Annotated in this window: 19 protein-coding genes and 1 pseudogene; 11 read left to right on the plus strand and 9 right to left on the minus strand. The window is 70.2% G+C overall.

Annotated elements, in window-relative coordinates; all coding sequences use genetic code 11:
• The first annotated feature begins 81 nt into the window (after nt 1-81).
• Complete coding sequence (locus tag OG709_RS10510; protein ID WP_326695633.1) at nt 82-1,515, plus strand: MFS transporter; 1,434 nt, start codon at nt 82-84, stop codon at nt 1,513-1,515.
• A gap of 125 nt (nt 1,516-1,640) precedes the next feature.
• On the opposite strand, the gene OG709_RS10515 is transcribed toward OG709_RS10510, so the two are convergent.
• Nucleotides 1,641-1,844: a DUF6243 family protein gene (locus OG709_RS10515; RefSeq protein WP_250298246.1), complete on the minus strand. Its 204-nt coding sequence runs from the start codon at nt 1,842-1,844 to the stop codon at nt 1,641-1,643.
• A 172-nt stretch (nt 1,845-2,016) separates the two neighbouring features.
• Here OG709_RS10515 and OG709_RS10520 point away from each other — a divergent pair, with 172 nt between their 5' ends.
• Nucleotides 2,017-3,036 (plus strand): aldo/keto reductase, encoded by a 1,020-nt coding sequence (locus OG709_RS10520; protein ID WP_250298248.1) that lies wholly within the window; start codon nt 2,017-2,019, stop codon nt 3,034-3,036.
• 69 nt (nt 3,037-3,105) lie between these two features.
• Nucleotides 3,106-3,699 carry a TetR family transcriptional regulator gene (locus tag OG709_RS10525; RefSeq protein WP_329165764.1) on the plus strand — a complete coding sequence of 198 codons (594 nt, stop codon included), beginning with the start codon at nt 3,106-3,108 and terminating at the stop codon, nt 3,697-3,699.
• A gap of 90 nt (nt 3,700-3,789) precedes the next feature.
• On the opposite strand, the gene OG709_RS10530 is transcribed toward OG709_RS10525, so the two are convergent.
• From OG709_RS10530 to OG709_RS10540, 3 genes are read right to left on the minus strand one after another with little or no spacing between them, the layout of a single operon-like run.
• A complete protein-coding gene (locus OG709_RS10530; RefSeq protein ID WP_326694928.1) occupies nt 3,790-4,638 on the minus strand; it encodes a hypothetical protein in 849 nt (282 codons plus the stop codon).
• On the minus strand, nt 4,635-5,282 hold the full coding sequence (locus tag OG709_RS10535; RefSeq protein WP_250298255.1) for a response regulator: 648 nt from the start codon (nt 5,280-5,282) through the stop codon (nt 4,635-4,637). Before OG709_RS10535 ends, OG709_RS10530 begins: the two co-directional genes overlap by 4 nt.
• Nucleotides 5,270-6,526 carry a sensor histidine kinase gene (locus tag OG709_RS10540; protein WP_250298256.1) on the minus strand — a complete coding sequence of 419 codons (1,257 nt, stop codon included), beginning with the start codon at nt 6,524-6,526 and terminating at the stop codon, nt 5,270-5,272. The genes OG709_RS10535 and OG709_RS10540 overlap by 13 nt, the downstream gene beginning before the upstream one ends.
• 172 nt (nt 6,527-6,698) lie before the next feature.
• On the opposite strand from OG709_RS10540, the gene OG709_RS10545 reads away from it, so the two are divergent.
• From OG709_RS10545 to OG709_RS10580, 8 genes and pseudogenes are all read left to right on the plus strand, one after another.
• Nucleotides 6,699-7,100 carry a hypothetical protein gene (locus OG709_RS10545; protein WP_266643264.1) on the plus strand — a complete coding sequence of 134 codons (402 nt, stop codon included), beginning with the start codon at nt 6,699-6,701 and terminating at the stop codon, nt 7,098-7,100.
• 58 nt (nt 7,101-7,158) lie between these two features.
• Complete coding sequence (locus tag OG709_RS10550; protein WP_250298262.1) at nt 7,159-7,737, plus strand: ArsR/SmtB family transcription factor; 579 nt, start codon at nt 7,159-7,161, stop codon at nt 7,735-7,737.
• Nucleotides 7,738-7,836: 99 nt separating this feature from the next.
• On the plus strand, nt 7,837-9,192 hold the full coding sequence (locus OG709_RS10555; RefSeq protein WP_329165770.1) for an MFS transporter: 1,356 nt from the start codon (nt 7,837-7,839) through the stop codon (nt 9,190-9,192).
• 173 nt (nt 9,193-9,365) lie between these two features.
• A pseudogene (locus tag OG709_RS10560) lies at nt 9,366-9,560 on the plus strand (iron chelate uptake ABC transporter family permease subunit); the annotation flags it as partial.
• Nucleotides 9,561-9,651: 91 nt separating this feature from the next.
• Nucleotides 9,652-10,062, plus strand: coding sequence for a VOC family protein (locus tag OG709_RS10565; protein WP_250298266.1), 411 nt, complete (start codon nt 9,652-9,654; stop codon nt 10,060-10,062).
• 45 nt (nt 10,063-10,107) lie between these two features.
• The gene (locus OG709_RS10570; protein ID WP_250298268.1) at nt 10,108-10,656 is read left to right on the plus strand and encodes a helix-turn-helix transcriptional regulator; all 549 of its coding nucleotides are present in this window, start codon (nt 10,108-10,110) and stop codon (nt 10,654-10,656) included.
• Nucleotides 10,657-10,666: 10 nt separating this feature from the next.
• Nucleotides 10,667-11,344 (plus strand): glyoxalase, encoded by a 678-nt coding sequence (locus OG709_RS10575; protein ID WP_329165774.1) that lies wholly within the window; start codon nt 10,667-10,669, stop codon nt 11,342-11,344.
• A 265-nt stretch (nt 11,345-11,609) separates the two neighbouring features.
• Nucleotides 11,610-11,756 carry a DUF397 domain-containing protein gene (locus OG709_RS10580; RefSeq protein WP_266643259.1) on the plus strand — a complete coding sequence of 49 codons (147 nt, stop codon included), beginning with the start codon at nt 11,610-11,612 and terminating at the stop codon, nt 11,754-11,756.
• A 273-nt stretch (nt 11,757-12,029) separates the two neighbouring features.
• Here the strand turns inward: OG709_RS10580 and argB are convergent, their stop codons facing one another.
• From argB to OG709_RS10605, 5 genes are all read right to left on the minus strand, one after another.
• Entirely contained in the window at nt 12,030-12,983 is a 954-nt protein-coding gene (gene argB, locus OG709_RS10585) for an acetylglutamate kinase (RefSeq protein ID WP_326694925.1), read from the minus strand.
• Nucleotides 12,983-14,728 carry a carbamoyltransferase N-terminal domain-containing protein gene (locus OG709_RS10590; RefSeq protein ID WP_250298274.1) on the minus strand — a complete coding sequence of 582 codons (1,746 nt, stop codon included), beginning with the start codon at nt 14,726-14,728 and terminating at the stop codon, nt 12,983-12,985. Before OG709_RS10590 ends, argB begins: the two co-directional genes overlap by 1 nt.
• A 43-nt stretch (nt 14,729-14,771) precedes the next feature.
• On the minus strand, nt 14,772-15,257 hold the full coding sequence (locus OG709_RS10595; protein ID WP_250298275.1) for a GNAT family N-acetyltransferase: 486 nt from the start codon (nt 15,255-15,257) through the stop codon (nt 14,772-14,774).
• Nucleotides 15,258-15,268: 11 nt separating this feature from the next.
• Nucleotides 15,269-16,042: an SDR family NAD(P)-dependent oxidoreductase gene (locus OG709_RS10600; RefSeq protein WP_250298277.1), complete on the minus strand. Its 774-nt coding sequence runs from the start codon at nt 16,040-16,042 to the stop codon at nt 15,269-15,271.
• A 114-nt stretch (nt 16,043-16,156) separates the two neighbouring features.
• Entirely contained in the window at nt 16,157-17,023 is an 867-nt protein-coding gene (locus OG709_RS10605; RefSeq protein WP_250298279.1) for a class I SAM-dependent methyltransferase, read from the minus strand.
• Between the last annotated feature and the right edge of the window lie 25 nt (nt 17,024-17,048).

Genomic DNA, 17,048 nt, shown 5'->3' on the forward strand with positions numbered 1-17,048 from the left:
TACCAGGCTCCGGGCGCCAGCAGGGTGGTCCCCGTGAGCATCACATCTACCGGCGGGACCGCGACCGGATCCCCGTCGGCCATACGGACCGACCCATCCGCCTCCACCACCGGCAAGCGGCACGACCACCCCGGCCCGGTACTGGGCACGCTCGGCCTCTTCACCGTGCTGCTCGGGGCGGCGCTTCCGCTGATCGACTTCTTCATCGTCAATGTCGCACTGCCCACCATCGACCACGATCTCGCCGCGGGCCCGGCGATGCTGGAGCTGGTGGTGGCCGGGTACGGCGTCGCGTACGCCGTCCTGCTCGTGCTCGGTGGCCGGCTCGGCGACATGGCGGGGCGGCGCAGGCTCTTCCTGATCGGCATGGCCGCCTTCGGGGTGACCTCGCTGGCCTGCGGACTCGCCCCCACCGCCTGGACCCTGGTCGGCGCGCGGGTCGCGCAGGGCGCCGCTTCGGCGCTGATGCTGCCGCAGGTACTCGCCACCATCCAGGCGACCACGGCCGGACCGCGGCGGGCCAAGGCGATGGGGCTCTACGGTGCCACCGCGGGCCTCTCCATGGTGGCCGGGCAGATCATCGGCGGCGTCCTGGTCGCGGCGGACGTGGCGGGGACCGGCTGGCGGTCGATCTTCCTGGTCAATGTGCCGGTGGCGATTCTCGGGCTGGTACTGGCGGTCCGCTCCGTGCCGGACACCCGGTCGGCGAAGCCCGCGCCCGTCGACGTACCCGGCACGCTGCTGCTCGGACTCTCGCTGGTGACGCTGCTCGCCCCGCTGACCGAGGGCCGGGCCGCCGGATGGCCGCTGTGGACCTGGGTCTCGCTGGCCGTCTTCCCGTTCGCCGCGGTGGCCTTCTATCTGACCGAGCGGGCGGCCGACCGCAGGGGCGAGGTGCCGCTGGTGCCGCCGAGTCTGCTGCGCCTCGACTCGCTGCGGCGCGGGCTCGCGCTGGTGCTGCCGTTCTCGGTCGGCTTCGGCGGGTTCATGTTCGTGATCGCGGTCGCGTTGCAGCAGGGGCTGCGGATGGGGCCGGTGTCGGCGGGACTCACGCTGGTGCCGATGGCCGTGGCGTTCTTCACCGCGTCGCTGGCCGGGCCCCGGCTGGTCGGCAGGTACGCGAGCCGGGTGGTGACCGCCGGTTCGGTCGTCCAGGCGCTGGGGATCACGGTGCTCGCGGCGACCGTGTGGTGGGGCTGGCCCGGTCTCGGGCTCGCCGCTCTCGCGCCGGGCACCGCGCTCGCCGGGTTCGGTCAGGGGCTCCAACTGCCCGTGCTGTTCCGGATCGTGCTCTCCGACGTGCCGTCGGACCGGGCCGGGGTGGGCAGCGGCGTGATGACCACGACGCAGCAGTCGGCGCTCGCGCTGGGGGTGGCGACGCTCGGCACGCTCTTCCTGTCGCTGACCGCCTCGACGGGAATGCGGGACGCGCTCGTGATCACCCTGCTGTGCCAGCTCGCGATCATCGCGGTGACGGCGCTGCTGAGTCTGCGGCTGCCCCGGGCGGTGCGGTAGCGGTCCGGGCGGACAGCACATTCCGGGCGGGACGGCACATGGGGACATGACCGTGGGCCCGGAGCGCGCACTCGACGCGCTCCGGGCCCACGGTTCTTCAGTCCTGCTGTCCTGCTGTCCTGCCGTCAGCTCTGTTCGTTGCTCTCCGGGGCTTCCGGCGCCTCGGCTCCTTCGGCCCGTTCGCGCATCTTCCGCACCAGGTCCTGCTTCTGATCCGCCGCGGACCTACGGTCCTCGGCGCCCGCGGCTGCCGAGCTCTGTGCACCGGAGCGGGGCATCTTCTTGCGCTGCCCGCCCACGCCAAGAAGGTTGTTACGACTCTTTGCCATACGGGTCAGCGTACCGGGCACCCCGGCGGCCACCGCACCGGTTTTCCACCGGTGCGACACATGACAGCTGACAGATATTGAGATCTGTCAGCTGTCATGCCATAGTGAAGCCGCGGGCCCGACCCCTCTTTGGTTCTTCGTTCTTGTCCTTCGCCAGTCCAGAGGAGCACCCATGACCACCACCCCTGTTCCCACCCGCCCCCTCGGCACCGCAGGACCGCAGGTTTCCGCGCTCGGCCTCGGTTGCATGGGCATGTCCGCGCTGTACGGAAGCACCGACCGCGCCGAGTCGATCGCCACCGTCCACGCCGCGCTCGAAGCCGGGATCACCCTGCTCGACACCGGCGACTTCTACGGCATGGGCCACAACGAGCTGCTGATCAACGAAGCGCTGCGCACCGCCCCCGCCGCCCGCCGCGAACAGGCCCTCACCAGCGTCAAGTTCGGTGCCATGCGTTCGGCGGACGGGGCGTTCATCGGCATCGACGGCCGGCCCGCCGCCGTCAAGAACTTCGCCGCGTACTCGCTCCAGCGGCTCGGCACCGACCACATCGACATCTACCGGATCGCCCGCCTCGACCCGGACGTACCGATCGAGGAGACCGTCGGCGCCATCGCCGAGCTGATCGAGGCCGGTCATGTCCGGTACGTGGGCCTCTCCGAGGTGGGTGCCGCCACCATCCGGCGGGCCGCGGCCGTCACCCCCGTCACCGACCTGCAGATCGAGTACTCGCTGATCTCCCGGGGCATCGAGGACGAGATCCTGCCGGTCACCCGTGAACTGGGCATCGGCATCACCGCGTACGGAGTACTCTCCCGCGGTCTGATCAGCGGCCACTACACCCGCGACCGCAAGCTGGCCCCCGGCGATTTCCGCGGGATGAGCCCGCGCTTCCAGGGCGAGAACCTCCAGCGCAACCTCGATCTGGTCGACGCGCTGCGGAAGATCGCCGAGCAGAAGGGCGTCTCCGTCGCCCAGACCGCCATCGCCTGGGTCTCGGCCCAGGGCGAGGACATCGTGCCGCTGATCGGCGCCCGCACCCGCGACCGGCTGGCCGAAGCTCTCGGCTCGCTCGACGTGACGCTCGACGCCGGTGAGCTCGCCGCCATCGAGGCGGCGGTCCCGGCAGGTGCGGCGGCGGGCGATCGCTATCCGGCCGAGCAGATGGCCCACCTGGACAGCGAGCGCTGAGCTGCCGGTACGGTCGGAGGCGTCCGCAGTCCCCCGCGAGGGAGCCCCCCGAAAGGCAGCGCAGCCCCGATGACGCCCGAAGCCCTGACACCCGAGCGCATCCTCGAAGCGACCGAGGACGTGCTGCGCCGCTACGGCCCCGCCAAGGCCACGGTGGTCGATGTGGCGCGGGTGCTCGGGGTCAGCCACGGCAGTGTCTACCGCCATTTCCGTACGAAAGCGGCGCTCCGTGAGGCCGTGACCGAGCGCTGGCTGAGCCGGTCGGAGGCGGAGATGGGCCGGTACACCGACAGCGGGGCGGGCTCCGCGCCCGTCCGGCTGGGGCTCTGGCTGTCGGCCCTGTTCGCGGCGAAGCGGCGCAAGGCGGGTGGCGACCCCGAGCTGTTCGCCACCTTCGGGGTGTTGACCGGCGAGAACAGCGCTGTCGTGGACCGCCATGTCGACACGCTGGTCGGGCAGCTCGCCCGCATCATCGAGGACGGCTGCGCGCAGGGCGAGTTCGCCCCGGTCGAGGTCGACTTCGCGACGACGGCCCGCGCGGTCTTCGACGCCACGGAACGCTTCCACAATCCCGCGTACGCGGCGGAGTGGAGCGCTCCGGGCGTCGAGGACGCCTTCGCCGCCGTGCGGAGCCTGCTGCTGCGGGGGCTCGGCGCCCGCTGACCGCTCGCGCGATCCCGCACCCCTCATCCGGCATCCGGCATCCGGCATCCGGCATCCGGCATCCGGCATCCGGCACGGCTTACACCGAGATCAGTGGGCCGGATATCCGATGTGTACGGTCCCCGAGCGGGACGAGACATCGATGAGCCGGTCCGACGACGGGTCGCCGATCCCCTTCCCGACCGCCCAGCCACCCGAGTCGGTACCGCCCCGCACCCGGTAGCGGGAGCCCAGGGGCACGGTCGCCGCGAAGGTGCCCGAGCCGACCTTCCCCGTCAACTCCGTTGGCGGCGCGGCGAATTCGAGCTTCACCACCCCTGAGCCCGCCTGCACGTCCACGGTCTTCGAGGAGAGTGCGACGCCGCGGATCACGCCCGAGCCCGTGCGGCCCCGCACCGGTCCCGTCACCCCGTACAGCTGGACCTCTCCGGACCCCGCGCTCAGATCGACCGGGCCGGTGAGCCCGCTCAGCCGGACGGGGCCCGATCCGCTCACCACGCGCACGCCGACTCCGGCGGGCACCGTCAGGTCCAGCCGTACCGAGCAGCCCAGACTGGTGAGTGCCAGGGTGCCGTCGCACCGGGTGCGCACCCTGAGGGTGTCCCCCACCCAGCTCCGGTCGACGGTGGGGCGGCGCAGCGACCAGATCAGTTCCTGGTGCATCCGTACCTCGTGGCCCGTTCCGGCACTCACGGACACCTCGGAGCTGCCCGAATCGACTTCGATCGCGCGCACCGGGTGCTGGTCGACCGTCTCGGTACTGGTCTCCGAGCTGCTCTGGCGGGCGAGTTGGGCCCAGGCCTCGATGCTCAGCGGGGCCAGGAGGAACAAGGCGCTCAGGATCGCTACGGCGGTCCAGATCCCGTGGCGGCGGCGCGGGTGCGCGGCGGCTCCGGTGCCGGTGTCCGTGTCGGCTTCGGTGTCGGCTTCGGTGGTCATGCGCCGTCCAGGAACCGCAGGACCGCGAGCACCCGCCGGTGGTCGGCGTCCGCCTGGCCCAGGTCGAGCTTGGCGAAGATGTTGTTGATGTGTTTGGCCACCGCGCTCTCGCTGACGACCAGTTGCCCGGCGATGCCCGCGTTGGAGCGGCCCTCGGCCATCAGCGCCAGCACCTCCCGCTCGCGCGGCGTCAGGCGCTCCAGCGGATCGGCGCCGCGGCGGCGCAGCAGCAGCTGCGCGACGACCTGCGGGTCCAGTGCGGTACCGCCCGCCGCGACCCGCTTCAGGGCATCCATGAACTCCTCGACGTCCGCGACCCGTTGCTTGAGGAGGTAGCCGATGCCGCCGGTCTGCGCGGTGAGCAGGTCGGCGGCGTACCGCTCCTCGACGTACTGCGACAGGAGCAGTACGGCGGTGTCCGGCCACTGCCGCCGGATCATCAGCGCGGCCCGTACGCCTTCGTCGGTGAAGCCGGGCGGCATCCGTACGTCGACCAGGGCCAGTTGCGGCCGGTGCTCGCCGACCGCCGCGAGGAGCGCCTCCGCGTCGCCGGCCTCGGCGGCCACCTCGAAGCCCGCCATCTCCAGGACCTTGACCAGGCCCACCCTGAGCAGCACCGAATCCTCGGCGATCACAGCCCGCACGGCAACTCCACAGTGATGACGGTCGGGCCCCCGAGGGGGCTGTCGATCCGGATGGTCCCGTCGACCGACCCTACGCGCTGGGCCAGCCCGGCGAGTCCGGTGCCCGCCGACGGGTCGGCGCCGCCCGCTCCGTCGTCGGTGACGGTGATGCGCAACAGGCCACGGCGGGCGCGCAGGCGCACGGAGACCCGCTGGGCCCGCGCGTGCTTGGCGACGTTGGCGAGTGCTTCGGAGACGACGAAGTAGGCGACCGCCTCGACGGTCGGCGAGGGGCGCCGCTCCATGTCCACGGTCAGCTCCACGGGCAGCGGGGCGCGTGCGGCGATCCCGGAGAGCGCGGCGTCCAGGCCGCGGTCGTCGAGTACCGCCGGATGCAGGCCCCGCACCAGGTTGTTGAGCTCCTCGATGGCCTCCTTGGCCTCGCGGTGCGCCTCGTCGATGACCTGCCGGGCCTCGGGCGGGAGATCGGTGAGGGTCGCGCGGGCGATGCCGAGGTTCATCGCGAGCGACACCAGCCGCTGCTGCGCGCCGTCGTGCAGGTCCCGTTCGATGCGCCGCCGTTCGGTGTCCGCGGCGTCGAGCACGCCCGCCCTGCTCTCGGCGAGGTTCTCGACCCGGCGCTCCAGTTCCCTGGCCCGGTTGGGCCCGAGGAGCGCGGCGGCGGCGCTCGCGTCGAGTCCGGCGACGGCAGCCGCCAGCCAGGGGGTGATTAGGAGCAGCAGCACTCCGCAGACGGTGAGCAGGGCGTACTGCTCGGTCCAGCCGGGCATCCGCCGGTCGAACGGCAGCGTCCAGACCCAGGAGAAGACCAGCGCGCCGGCGAACCCGGCGGCCCAGGAGAGGACCACCAGCGCCCCCCCGACAGCGGCCAGCGGCGCGACCAGCAGGTGGTAGCCGAACTGCCGCCAGGTCGCCTCGGAGCGCAGCCGCTCCACGATCCCCCGCCGGCCGAACCGGCGTTCCCGCCAGGGGATTCGGGGCACGTCGAGCCCGACCAGCGACCAGAAGCGACTGCGTTGCAGTGCGGTGAGCAGCGGGCACAGGACGAGCATGATCGCGAGACTGCTGGGCGTGTGTCCGGGTGCCTTGATGATGAACGCCCCGGCCACGGCGGCGGGCAGGGCGAGCGGCACCCCTGCTGCGGCGAAGGCGGTGTTGCGCCAGGCCCAGGCGGACCAGGGAGCGTGCCTGGCGACCCAGGAGATCCGGGGCCCGTCGGCCCGGGAGGTCTGGCGTATCGGCATGGGCACACGGTAGACGGCCAGGTGGGAGGGGTGCCATCACGCTGCTGCCCGGAACGGGGGTGGTGCTGGTGCCACCCCAGGACGGACCCGGGCGTTACTGATCTCGGCCCCGCCGTCCGGAAACCTTGGCGGTGGCCCGAACAGGCGGGCCGCCGGAAGGAGTTCAGTCCTCATGACACTCGTCGCCCCGCCCGCCCGGCTCCCCCGGGCCCTGCGCAGCCCGCGCCTCTCGACCGTACTCACCGGCTGCGGTGCGGCCCTGGTCCCCTGGATGTTCGTACTCGCCAGGACGCTCCCCGCGACCACCGAGGTGTCCAACTGGTCGACGGCCTGGGTCGGTCTCGACGCGCTGCTCGCGGCCGGTCTTGCCGGTACGGGCCTGCTGCACCGGCGCAACGACCCGCGTGCCCCGGCGGCAGCCGCGGCCACCGGGGCGCTGCTCCTCGTGGACGCCTGGTTCGACGTGCTGACGTCGGCGCCGGGACCGGAGCTGGCCACCGCCGTCACCCTCGCCCTCTGCGCGGAGCTGCCACTGGCCGCGGTGTGCGCGGCGCTGGCGGTCCGGCGGCCGTAGACCGCGGCCGTGGTACGGACCCGCGAGACGGGCGCACCGTGCCGGATACGCTGCCAGCATGGCCAGCAACAAGCCCGTACGGAACATCGACACCCGCAGCCTGCGGGCCCTCGCGCACCCGCTGCGGGTGCGCATCATGGAGTCGCTGCGCCGCGACGGCCCCGCGACCTCGACCAGGCTGGCCGAGGAGTTCGGGGAGAGCACCGGCACGGTGAGCTGGCATCTGCGGAACCTCGCGGAGCACCACTTCATCGTGGAGGAGACCGAGCGGGGCACCAAGCGGGAGCGCTGGTGGCGGGCGGTCGACGACCGGCAGGTGCTGGACAGCGCCGAGCTGGCGAAGGACCCGGCGGCGCGGGGCGCCTTCACCCTGTACGTGCAGGAGCTGCTCCAACTGCACTTCCAGCGGGCGGCCGGCTTCGCGGCACAGGAATGGCCGCCCGGGTGGGAGCGCGCCGGGACCCTCTCCAACTGGGACGACCTCCGGCTGACCCCCGAGCAACTACGGGCGCTGAACGACGAGTTGATGGCCGTGATCGACAAGTACTATCCCGCGCCGGGCGAGGAGCCGGAGCCCGGGGCCCTGCCGGTCAGCGTCCAGCTCCAGTCGTTCCCACGGATCGAGCGCAAGAACTGAGACCACCTCACGGGCAGTCCGGAGGCACTGCCGAAAATATTGCAGAGAGTTCTCTGCAAACCCCTTTGCAGAGAACTCTCTGCAAGCTACCTTCGGACCATGCCGCCGTCCACGGGTACGACCTCGCGCACCACCTCCCGCAGCCTCCTCCTCCGCAACCGCGACTTCCGCCTGCTCTGGACCGGCTCCACCACCGGCAAGTACGGGGCCTCGGTCACCTCGGTCGCGCTGCCGCTGGTGGCCGTCACGATGCTGCACGCCTCCACCCTCCAGGTGGGCCTGCTCACCGGCGCCACCTGGCTGCCCTGGCTGCTCATCGGCCTCCCGGCCGGCGCCTGGGTGGACCGGCTGCCGCGCCGCCCGGTCATGCTGACCGCCGACGCCGCCGCACTGCTGCTCTTCGCGGGGATCCCGGTGGCCGCCCGGCTGGGACTGCTCTCCATCGGCTACCTGCTGGCCACCGCCGTACTCGTCGGCACCGCCACGGTCTTCTTCCAGACCGCGTACACCGCGCTGCTCCCCCTGCTGGTCGCCCCGGAGGACCAGGCCGAGGGCAACTCCAAACTGCACGGCAGCGAGTCGGCGGCGCAGCTCGCCGGTTACGGCTCGGGAGGCTTCCTGGTCCAGGCGATCGGCGCGGCCAACGGTCTGTTCGTGAACGCCGCCACCTTCGCTGTCTCCTTCCTCTGCGTCCTGCGCATCAAGCACCGCGAGCCCGCCAGGGTCACCGAGGCCGCCAGCGTCACCGGAACCGCGACGGTGCGCCGGCGCGGGGCCCTCGCCTCGGAGATCCGCGCGGGGCTGCGGCTGACCTTCGGCGACCCGTACCTGCGCGCGATGGCGGTGTGCGGCGGCGCGTCCAACCTGGCGCTGATGGCGTACCAGTCGATCCTGGTGGTCTTCCTGGTCCGCGAGGTGCACCTGGCGTCCGGCACCATCGGCGCCCTGATGACCGGCGGCGGCATCGGCGGCATCGTCGGCGCCTTCGCCGCCCGTCGCCTCGCCGCCCGCATCGGCTCGGCCCGCGCCCTGCTCGTCTTCAATCTGGCGGTCCCGTGCCTGGCCCTGCTGATCCCGCTGACCAGCCAGGGGTTCGGCCTGGTGTTCTTCGCGATCGGCTACAGCTCGGTGTCCTTCGGGGTCGTCGCGGGGAACGTCCTCTCCTCGACGTTCCGTCAGCAGTACTGCCCTGCGGGCATGCTCGGCCGGATCAGCGCCTCCGCATCGTTCCTGAACTACGGCACGATCCCGCTGGGCGCGGTGCTCGGCGGCGCCCTGGGAGAGGCGCTCGGCACCCGTACCGCCCTGTGGATCACGATCGCGGGCATCCCGGCCGCGGCGATGCTCCTCTGGTTCTCCCCGATCCGCCGCCACCGCGACCTGCCGACGGCGCCCGCGGCGACCGGGACCGCGTCCCGGCCGGAACAGGTACCGGCCGCGAACCAAGTCCCGTGACCGGGCGGGCAGATCACCGGCATCGCCATGGTTCTTGTCCGGCCACAGACCCAGGACCGGGGCTGTGCCCGGACGAGAGGACACCCCACGGCCTCCCCGCACCATGACCGGCGCCCCACGGCCTCCCCGCACCATGACCGACGCCCCCGGCCCGCCCACCGGGGGCGCCGAGGTCCCGGCCGGAGGTGGGCCGGCGCCACGCCCGGGTACTCCCGGTGGCCGCACCGATGGGCTCGCTGCTGGTGGTGGTCGCCGACACGATCGGCCGTACGGTCATCGCACCCGCGCAGATCCCCGTCGGGGTGGTCACCGCGGTCATCGGCGCCCCGTACTTCGGCTGGCTGCTGTGGCGGGCGAGGGCCGACGGGTGGCGCGTGATCCCGGTGCCGGTTTCTACCGGACCGGATAAATCAGGAATCGAGAAGCGTGGGACACGGAGCCGGCTCTAACCTGCTCGCCATGGACATCACGATTCACACGAGTTCGCTGGCGCACGACGACCCGGACGCGTCGCTCGCCTTCTACCGCGACGTTCTCGGCTTCGAGGTCCGCAGCGACGTCGGGCAGGGCAGGATGCGCTGGATCACGGTCGGCCCGGCCGGTCAGCCCAGCACGTCCCTCCTCCTGGCGCCGCCGGCTGCCGACCCGGGAGTCACCGAGGACGAGCGCCGCACCATCACCGAGATGATGGCCAAGGGCACCTACGGCTGGATCCTGCTGGCCACCCCGGACCTCGATGCCACATTCGAGAAGGTGCAGGCGGGTGACACCGAGGTCGTCCAGGAGCCGACCGAGCAGCCGTACGGCATCCGTGACTGCGCCTTCCGCGACCCCGCGGGCAACCTGGTCCGTATCCAGGAGCTCCGCTGAGCCGTGCGGGCACTGGTGGAAGAGGAAGGAAAGGGGAGTGCGCCCATGTGTCAGCCCGAGTGGCGGCGTGCCCGCGTCGAGGCGCAGCATCTGGCCGATCTCGCACGGCTGCGCCGCGTCCGCGACCGTATCGACAGGGAGTACGCGCAGCCGCTGAACGTGGAGGCGCTCGCCCGCGGTGTGAACATGTCCGCCGGGCACCTCAGCCGGCAGTTCCGGGCCGCCTACGGCGAGTCGCCGTACTCATACCTGATGACGCGCCGCATCGAGCGCGCGACAGCGCTGCTGCGGCGTGGCGACCTCAGCGTCACCGAGGTCTGCTTCGTGGTCGGCTGCGCGTCGCTGGGCACGTTCACCACCCGCTTCACCGAGCTGGTCGGCATGCCGCCCGGAGTTTTCCGGCGCCGCGCGGCGGACGGCGCGGCGGATGTTTCGGCGGACTCGGCGGACGCAGCGGACGACCGTGCCGATGCCACAGGTCCGGCCGGTGACAAGGGGCCCGCATTCACGGTGGAGGGGATGCCGGCATGCGTGGCGAAGCAGGTGACGAGACCGGTCAGGAATCGAGAAGCCCCGGCCGCCGAACAGCCCTAGCGTGATAACCATGACAACCACCGCATCCACCGCATCCACCACGTCCCTCGCATCCGTCACCCTTGAGGTGGCCGACCCCGGGGCCGCCCATCGCTTCTACACCGCCTTCGGAGTGGACACACGCATACGCCTGCGGGCGTCCGAGGAGCACTCCACCGGATTCCGCGGCTTCACCCTGGCGCTCACGGTGTCCCGGCAGGCCACCGTCGACAGTTTCCTCGGCGCCGCCGTGGGCGCCGGCGCCACGGTGCTGAAGCCCGCCGAGAAGTCGCTGTGGGGCTACGGCGGCGTCGTCCGGGCGCCGGACGGAACGATCTGGAAGGTCGCGACCCCGGCGAAGAAGGACACCGGCCCGGCCACCCGCGAGATCGACGAGATGGTCCTCCTGCTCGGCGTCGAGGACGTGAAGGCCAGCAAGCAGTTCTACGTCGGCCGGGGCCTGACCGTGGCCAAGAGCTTCGGCGGCAAGTACGCCGAGTTCGCCTCCGGCGAGGACAGTCCCGTCAAGCTGGCGCTGTACAAGCGCCGCGGTCTGGCCAAGGACCTCGGCGTCCCCGCCGAGGGCATCGGCTCGCACCGCATCGTCCTCGGCAGCACTGCCGACCCCTTCACCGACCCGGACGGATTCGCCTGGGAGGCCGCCGCGTCGCTCGCCCCCGCGTCGCCCACGGCGTCTGCGCGGTCGTGACTCCCCGCCTGAACTCCCGTCCTGACCTGCCGTCCTGAACTCCCGTCCTGACCTGCCGTCCTGAACTCCCGTCCTGACCTGCCGTCCTGAACTCCCGTCCTGACCTGCCGTCCTGACCTGCCTCATCCCTGTACGAGGAAACGTCCATGACACACCTGTGACCGGAATTGTGGCCTGCACCACAGCCCGGCGCTCTGACTCCGAAACAGACCATTGATTTCCTGCGCGCGACGCTGGACAGCATTCCCGAGGAACCGTAACTGCCATGAGTGACAAGCGAATCAGCACCCCTTTCAAGACTTCTTCGTTCTCCTCATCCACTGCCGACCAGGAGTGCGTAGAGGTAGCCGGAACGCTCGACGGAGGCCGCGCCGTCCGCGACAGCAAAGCCCCCGCGCGCGGCACCACGTAGCATTCCCCACCGCCTGGGCCGCCTTCCTCACCGCCGTGAAACAGCGCGGCTAGCATCAATACCGGTAACTGGATCCGGGCGTTGTTGTTGGCCCCCCCCGTTCCACCAGCCGCTTCGGCTTGGACCTCGCCCCCCCGGTCTTCGCGGTCCCGGCCGACGGCCCGATCCCGGGCACGATCTGCTTCACACCCACGCCGGACCCGGCGCGTCCACGGCCGCCCGCGCCTCCCACTCCTCGATCACCGAACCCGTCGACGCCCTCCCGCAGCAGAGCTACGCCCTTGGCCGTTCCCCGTGTCGGCGTTGGTGCTCATGCGTGGTTCCCCTCTCTGCACGGGGCCGCAAGGAGGAACCGTCGGGCACGATGGTCGTGCCGAGCGGCTTGTCCGCGAGGGCGCCGGTGAGGACCGCGTGCGGGACCCGGCCGTCGACGATGTGCGCGCTGCGGACTCCACCGCGCACGGCCCTGAGGCAGCCCTCCGCTTTGGGTAGCATCCCCGAGGTGAGGTGGGGAAGCAGCGCTTCGAGCTGGGCCGCGGTCAGCCTGCTGACGATCTCGTCACCATGGGGCCAGTCCGCATAGAGGCCCTTCACGTCGGTGACCATGAGGAGGTCCCGGGCACCGAGGGCTGCTGCGAGCGCGGCTGCGGCCGTGTCGGCGTTGACGTTGTGGACGAACCCGTCCTCGGCGCTGCGCGCCACAGGGGAGACGACCGGGATGAACCCCTGGACGAGGAGAGCGTCCAGCAGGGCGGTATCCACCTTGACGATCTCGCCGACCCGTCCGATGTCGACCGGTTCTCCACCCACCTCCGGCCGATGCCGTACCGCGGTGATGGTGTCGGCGTCCTCGCCTGAGACTCCGACCGCCAGCGGCACGTCCCGGTTGATCAGCCCGACCAGATCCCGCTGCACCTGACCCACCAGGACCATGCGGACGACGTCCATCGCATCGGGCGTCGTGACGCGCAGCCCCGCCCTGAACTCGTTGGCGAGACCTCGCCGGGTGAGTTCGGCACTGATCTGCGGGCCGCCACCGTGCACGATCAGTGGCCGCAGGCCCTCGTCCCTGACCCGGACGACATCGCGGGCGATGGCGGCCTTGAGTGCGTCATCGACCAGGGCGCTGCCGCCGAGCTTGATGACGGTGATCGGGCCGAGGCCGCCGGTGCTGCGTGCCGCGGGCCTGGCCGGACGGCTGTGGGCGGTCAGTTGGGGCTCCGGCATCAGTGACGGGGCCCATCGGGATGATCCACGTGAGGTGCGACCGCGGGAGGGTTGCGCGAGTACAGCACTCCCTCGCTCCAGATCCGGTCGACCCTGCCCCAGGTGATCGCGGACGCGATGTCCGGAAAGAATCCGCTGCCGTTGAGGTTGGCGCTGGTGTTGCACAGCACCGGAATCCCGCTGAGCCGGTGGTACTCGTTGAGTATCCCGGCGAGGACCGGGTCGTCTTCCTGGGCGACCGTCTGGAGCCGGGCCGTCCCGTCCAGGTGGATCACCGCGGGGATCTTCTCGATCCAGCTCTCCCGTATCGTGTGATCGAAGAGCATGTACGGGTCAGGGGTGCCGGGTTCGAAGATCGCCGGGGCCTCCTCGACCAGGCACAGGGGAGCGACCGGCCGGTAGGACTCGCGGCCCTTGACCCTGTTCAGCTCCGCCTTCATCGCCGCCGACGTCGGCGCGGCGATGATGCTCCGCGCGCCGAGCGCACGCGGCCCCAGTTCCGCCCTGCCGTTGAGCAGGACAACCGGCTCCCCGCTCTCGTGCAGCACTCGCGCCAGTCCCGCCGGGTCGCAGGGATCCGAGGTCCAGCCGTCCGGGATGTCCTCGGTGGCGACCAGAGCGGGTCCGAGCCGCGCGTGCCACTCGATGGCGCCGAGCCCGGTGTGCTGCGCGGCGGCGAGCACGGCGCCGCCGATGGCAGAGCCGGAGTCGTTGGGGAACGGAGGCACCCAGACCTCACTGAAGAGCGGGAGGCTCCGCAGCGCGCTGTTCCACTTGATGTTGAGAGCACAGCCCCCGACGAAGGACAGGTTCCAGGGCCCGTCCCCCTTCCAGGCCGAGATCTTGGCGGTGATGCGTTCGAGCAACAGCTCGCCGAGGAAGGTGTGGACGCTGGCGAGCACGTCCTCGTCACTGATCCCGGTGGGCGCCACCCGCTCCCGCACCTCGTCGTAGAAGTCGTGCAGCGGCGGCATGGACTGCTCGAAGAGGCTGCCGAATCCGCCGACCGTACGGCGGTACTCGACGGCGGCAGGGATGTCGCTCTCGAAGACCTTGTGGAAGGTTTCGCGCAGAACGACCAGGACTTCCTCTCTTGCCCGGCCGAGCGCGATGTACGCCATGAGCTTCCCTGCGATCGTCAGGTCGTCCACGTTCGCCGACTGCTCTGACCGCCGGAAGGGCCCGAAATGGTGGCCCGCCGTCGCGTAGGCGTGTCCGATCAGCGGGAACAGCTCTCCGCCGTTCTCCACCCGGCCCGCTTCCACCCAGTACAGCCGCGGGAACAGCCCACCGTCCCAGACCAGCACGAACGCCGGCTCCTGACGCAACGAGAAGGGGCTCGAAGCGTACGCACTCGCCAGGTGACCGGCCGCGTGCGGATAGCTGGCGTAGGTGCAGGCCTCGCCGTTGATCTCGAAGTCTCCGGTGAAACTGGGGCTGAGCAGGTCGGGGAACCCCTTCGACTCCCGGTACGGGCCGACCACCAGCGAGACGGGCGAACCGTGATCGGACAGTTCGAGCCGGCCGAGGTCGTCACCGTCCCAGCCATCGACGACCCACTTGTCCACGTCCTCGACCTTGTACCCGAAATCACCGAGGATCCGCGGGACTACGTCAAGGTCCGATATCTCGCTGTACCGACGCCCGTTGGCGATCTTCTCGATCTCGACACTGAAGACCAGTTTGCCGTCGTCGAGCAGAGCCACCGCACCGTCATGAGTAAGCTTGAGCCCACAAATAATCATCGACACTCCTCATTCTGTAACTCCGCTCTCAGTGACTCTGTGCTCAACCAAGAGCGAGAACTCTCCGATATATCGACGAACCTCTGCGCTGTGTGAACCGATTCCTCCAGTCTTCGGTCTCCTCAAGGGGTGCCACCTCGCTGAAGCCCTGGCGCACGAACCAGTCCCCCGCGTGTTTCGACGAAGCCAGAAGTGCCGAGAAGCCGAGCTGCGAACCGATGCCGGCGGCGCGTTCGACGAGAGCACGGCCTATGCCCTTCCCCTGGTCTCCGCTGGAGATGCAGAGGTTGTACATGAGGAGTTCGTCGTGCCGCGGGGTCAGTCCCACGCAACCGGTCACTGTCGTACCGCTGCGCACGACAAGGAATTCATGGACATTCTCCGCAATCTCCCCGAGCGTTCTGGGGACCAGCAGATCCTGGCTCGCGAAGGAGGCCGACATCTCCTCGATGAGGGGGCAGTCCGAGAGCTGGGCGTGGTGAATCGACAAGCCGGCGAGCAGGCCTTTTCCGCCAGGAGAACACTTCATCTGCCCCGATTTCATCGGCTGGACCCACTGGCGGGGAACCCGAGGCCGAAGTACTGGTCCGTGGGCATGATCTCGATCATGTTGACGTTGACGTGCGGCGGCCTGGAGAGGCACCAGCTGACCGTCTGGGCGACGTCATCCGCCGACAGGGGTGCGAGGCCGTCGTAGAGACGATCCGCCCGGTCGGCGTCGCCGTCGTAGCGAACCAGCGCGAACTCCGTCTTCGCCATCCCCGGCGCGACGCAGCTCACCCGCACTCCGGTCCCGTGCAGGTCGACGCGCATGTTCAGGGTCAGCTGATGGACGAACGCCTTGGTGGCGCCGTAGACGTTGCCGCCGAGATACGGGTAAGTGGCAGTGATCGAGCCCACGTTCACGATGTGTCCGGCATTCCGGGCCACGAGACGGGGCAGGATGAGGTCGGTGACGTTGAGAAGGCCCATGATGTTGGTCTCGACCATCTCCCGCCAGAGGCCTCGGTCGCCGGACTGAATGGGCTCCAGCCCTTTCGACAGGCCGGCGTTGTTGACCAGGGCCGACACGTTCCGGTATTCCTCCGGCAGCTCCTCGAATGCCTTCTCCAGAGCGTCGGCATCCCGCACGTCCGCCACCATCGGCCAGATCTTCAGCTCCGGGTCATGGCTGACCAGAGACTCCATGCGATCCGCCCTGCGGGCAACAGCGACAACCGGGTGACCCTCTTCGGCCAGCACTTGCGCGGTCCTCGCGCCGAACCCCGACGAAGCGCCTGTCACAACGACGGCACCACGGCTCTCATGCGTCATCGTGCTGTTCTCCCCTGCACCATCAAATGCGCCATCAAATCCGATGAGACTTCGGTGCGGGCGGCGGAGGCACCGAAATGCATCCGCCACCCACAGTTTCGAACGCGGTGTACCTCAGCGGGCCGGCTTCACAGCCTCCACGAGCAGGTGGTAGCCGAGGTGGTTGAACGGCGGAACGTCGCTGAGCTTCAGCTCCAGAGAACGGACCGTGTTGGCAACCCCGCTGTCGCGCAGCACCTCGTCCGCCAGCCAGGCGGAGATGGTGGAGTTGCCCCGCAGGTGCGTCACCACCATGCCCGAGGTGGCGAAGAGGGCATTCAGGTCCTGCGGGCTGAAGCTGTACCAGGGCGCGACGTACTCCTCGCCGCTCCGCGTCTGGGTGAAGCGGAGCTCCTTGCCCTCCACGTCGGTGATGTCCACCGCCGCGAAGCGGTCACCCTTGAAGAACTGCTCGATCAGTGAGTTCTTCACCCCGATGAGCATGCGCCCACCGGGACGGAGCACACGGGCTGCCTCTGCGAAGACCTTCTCGCGGTCGTCGACCGGAATGTGCATGAGCGCGAGCATGCTCGTCACGACGTCGAAGGAACCGTCCTCGAACGGAAGATTCGCCATGTCGCCCTCGTTCAGCGAGGCCTGAAGGCTCTCCTGGTCGAGCTTCTCCTGCAGGACGTCGAGCATCGCCCGGGAGATGTCCAGGCCACTCACCTCCGCGCCGAGCGCGGCCATCGGAACCGTGAACCGGCCGGTGCCGCACCCCATGTCAAGAACCCGCTGGCCCGGCCGCACCTTACTGAAGATGAAGTCCCGCTCGGCCTGGGTGAACATGTCGTCCGCAGGGCCGACGCCGGGGATCCGCTCGTCGTACTCGGCTGCCACCTGCTGATAGACGGACCGGACCGTCGCCTTCTGGGTCGCGGCGACAACGCCGTTCAGGTCGGCACCGGCGAGCTCGTTCGTCTCCGAAATCTGGCTGGACATATACGTCTTCCTCTTTCGCTCGTTC

This window comes from Streptomyces sp. NBC_01267, from assembly GCF_036241575.1.
GTDB lineage: Bacteria > Actinomycetota > Actinomycetes > Streptomycetales > Streptomycetaceae > Streptomyces.

Coding starts and splice junctions, on each gene's coding strand:
- OG709_RS10565 (WP_250298266.1), top strand. CDS start 9,652: ATGGACATCACGATTCACACGAGTTCGCTGGCGCACGACGACCCGGAC.
- OG709_RS10580 (WP_266643259.1), top strand. CDS start 11,610: ATGAGTGACAAGCGAATCAGCACCCCTTTCAAGACTTCTTCGTTCTCC.
- OG709_RS10550 (WP_250298262.1), top strand. CDS start 7,159: ATGGCCAGCAACAAGCCCGTACGGAACATCGACACCCGCAGCCTGCGG.
- OG709_RS10590 (WP_250298274.1), bottom strand. CDS start 14,728: ATGATTATTTGTGGGCTCAAGCTTACTCATGACGGTGCGGTGGCTCTG.
- OG709_RS10575 (WP_329165774.1), top strand. CDS start 10,667: ATGACAACCACCGCATCCACCGCATCCACCACGTCCCTCGCATCCGTC.
- OG709_RS10515 (WP_250298246.1), bottom strand. CDS start 1,844: ATGGCAAAGAGTCGTAACAACCTTCTTGGCGTGGGCGGGCAGCGCAAG.
- OG709_RS10545 (WP_266643264.1), top strand. CDS start 6,699: ATGACACTCGTCGCCCCGCCCGCCCGGCTCCCCCGGGCCCTGCGCAGC.
- OG709_RS10570 (WP_250298268.1), top strand. CDS start 10,108: ATGTGTCAGCCCGAGTGGCGGCGTGCCCGCGTCGAGGCGCAGCATCTG.
- OG709_RS10555 (WP_329165770.1), top strand. CDS start 7,837: ATGCCGCCGTCCACGGGTACGACCTCGCGCACCACCTCCCGCAGCCTC.
- argB (WP_326694925.1), bottom strand. CDS start 12,983: ATGCCGGAGCCCCAACTGACCGCCCACAGCCGTCCGGCCAGGCCCGCG.
- OG709_RS10530 (WP_326694928.1), bottom strand. CDS start 4,638: ATGACCACCGAAGCCGACACCGAAGCCGACACGGACACCGGCACCGGA.
- OG709_RS10605 (WP_250298279.1), bottom strand. CDS start 17,023: ATGTCCAGCCAGATTTCGGAGACGAACGAGCTCGCCGGTGCCGACCTG.
- OG709_RS10520 (WP_250298248.1), top strand. CDS start 2,017: ATGACCACCACCCCTGTTCCCACCCGCCCCCTCGGCACCGCAGGACCG.
- OG709_RS10540 (WP_250298256.1), bottom strand. CDS start 6,526: ATGCCGATACGCCAGACCTCCCGGGCCGACGGGCCCCGGATCTCCTGG.
- OG709_RS10525 (WP_329165764.1), top strand. CDS start 3,106: ATGACGCCCGAAGCCCTGACACCCGAGCGCATCCTCGAAGCGACCGAG.
- OG709_RS10600 (WP_250298277.1), bottom strand. CDS start 16,042: ATGACGCATGAGAGCCGTGGTGCCGTCGTTGTGACAGGCGCTTCGTCG.
- OG709_RS10595 (WP_250298275.1), bottom strand. CDS start 15,257: ATGAAGTGTTCTCCTGGCGGAAAAGGCCTGCTCGCCGGCTTGTCGATT.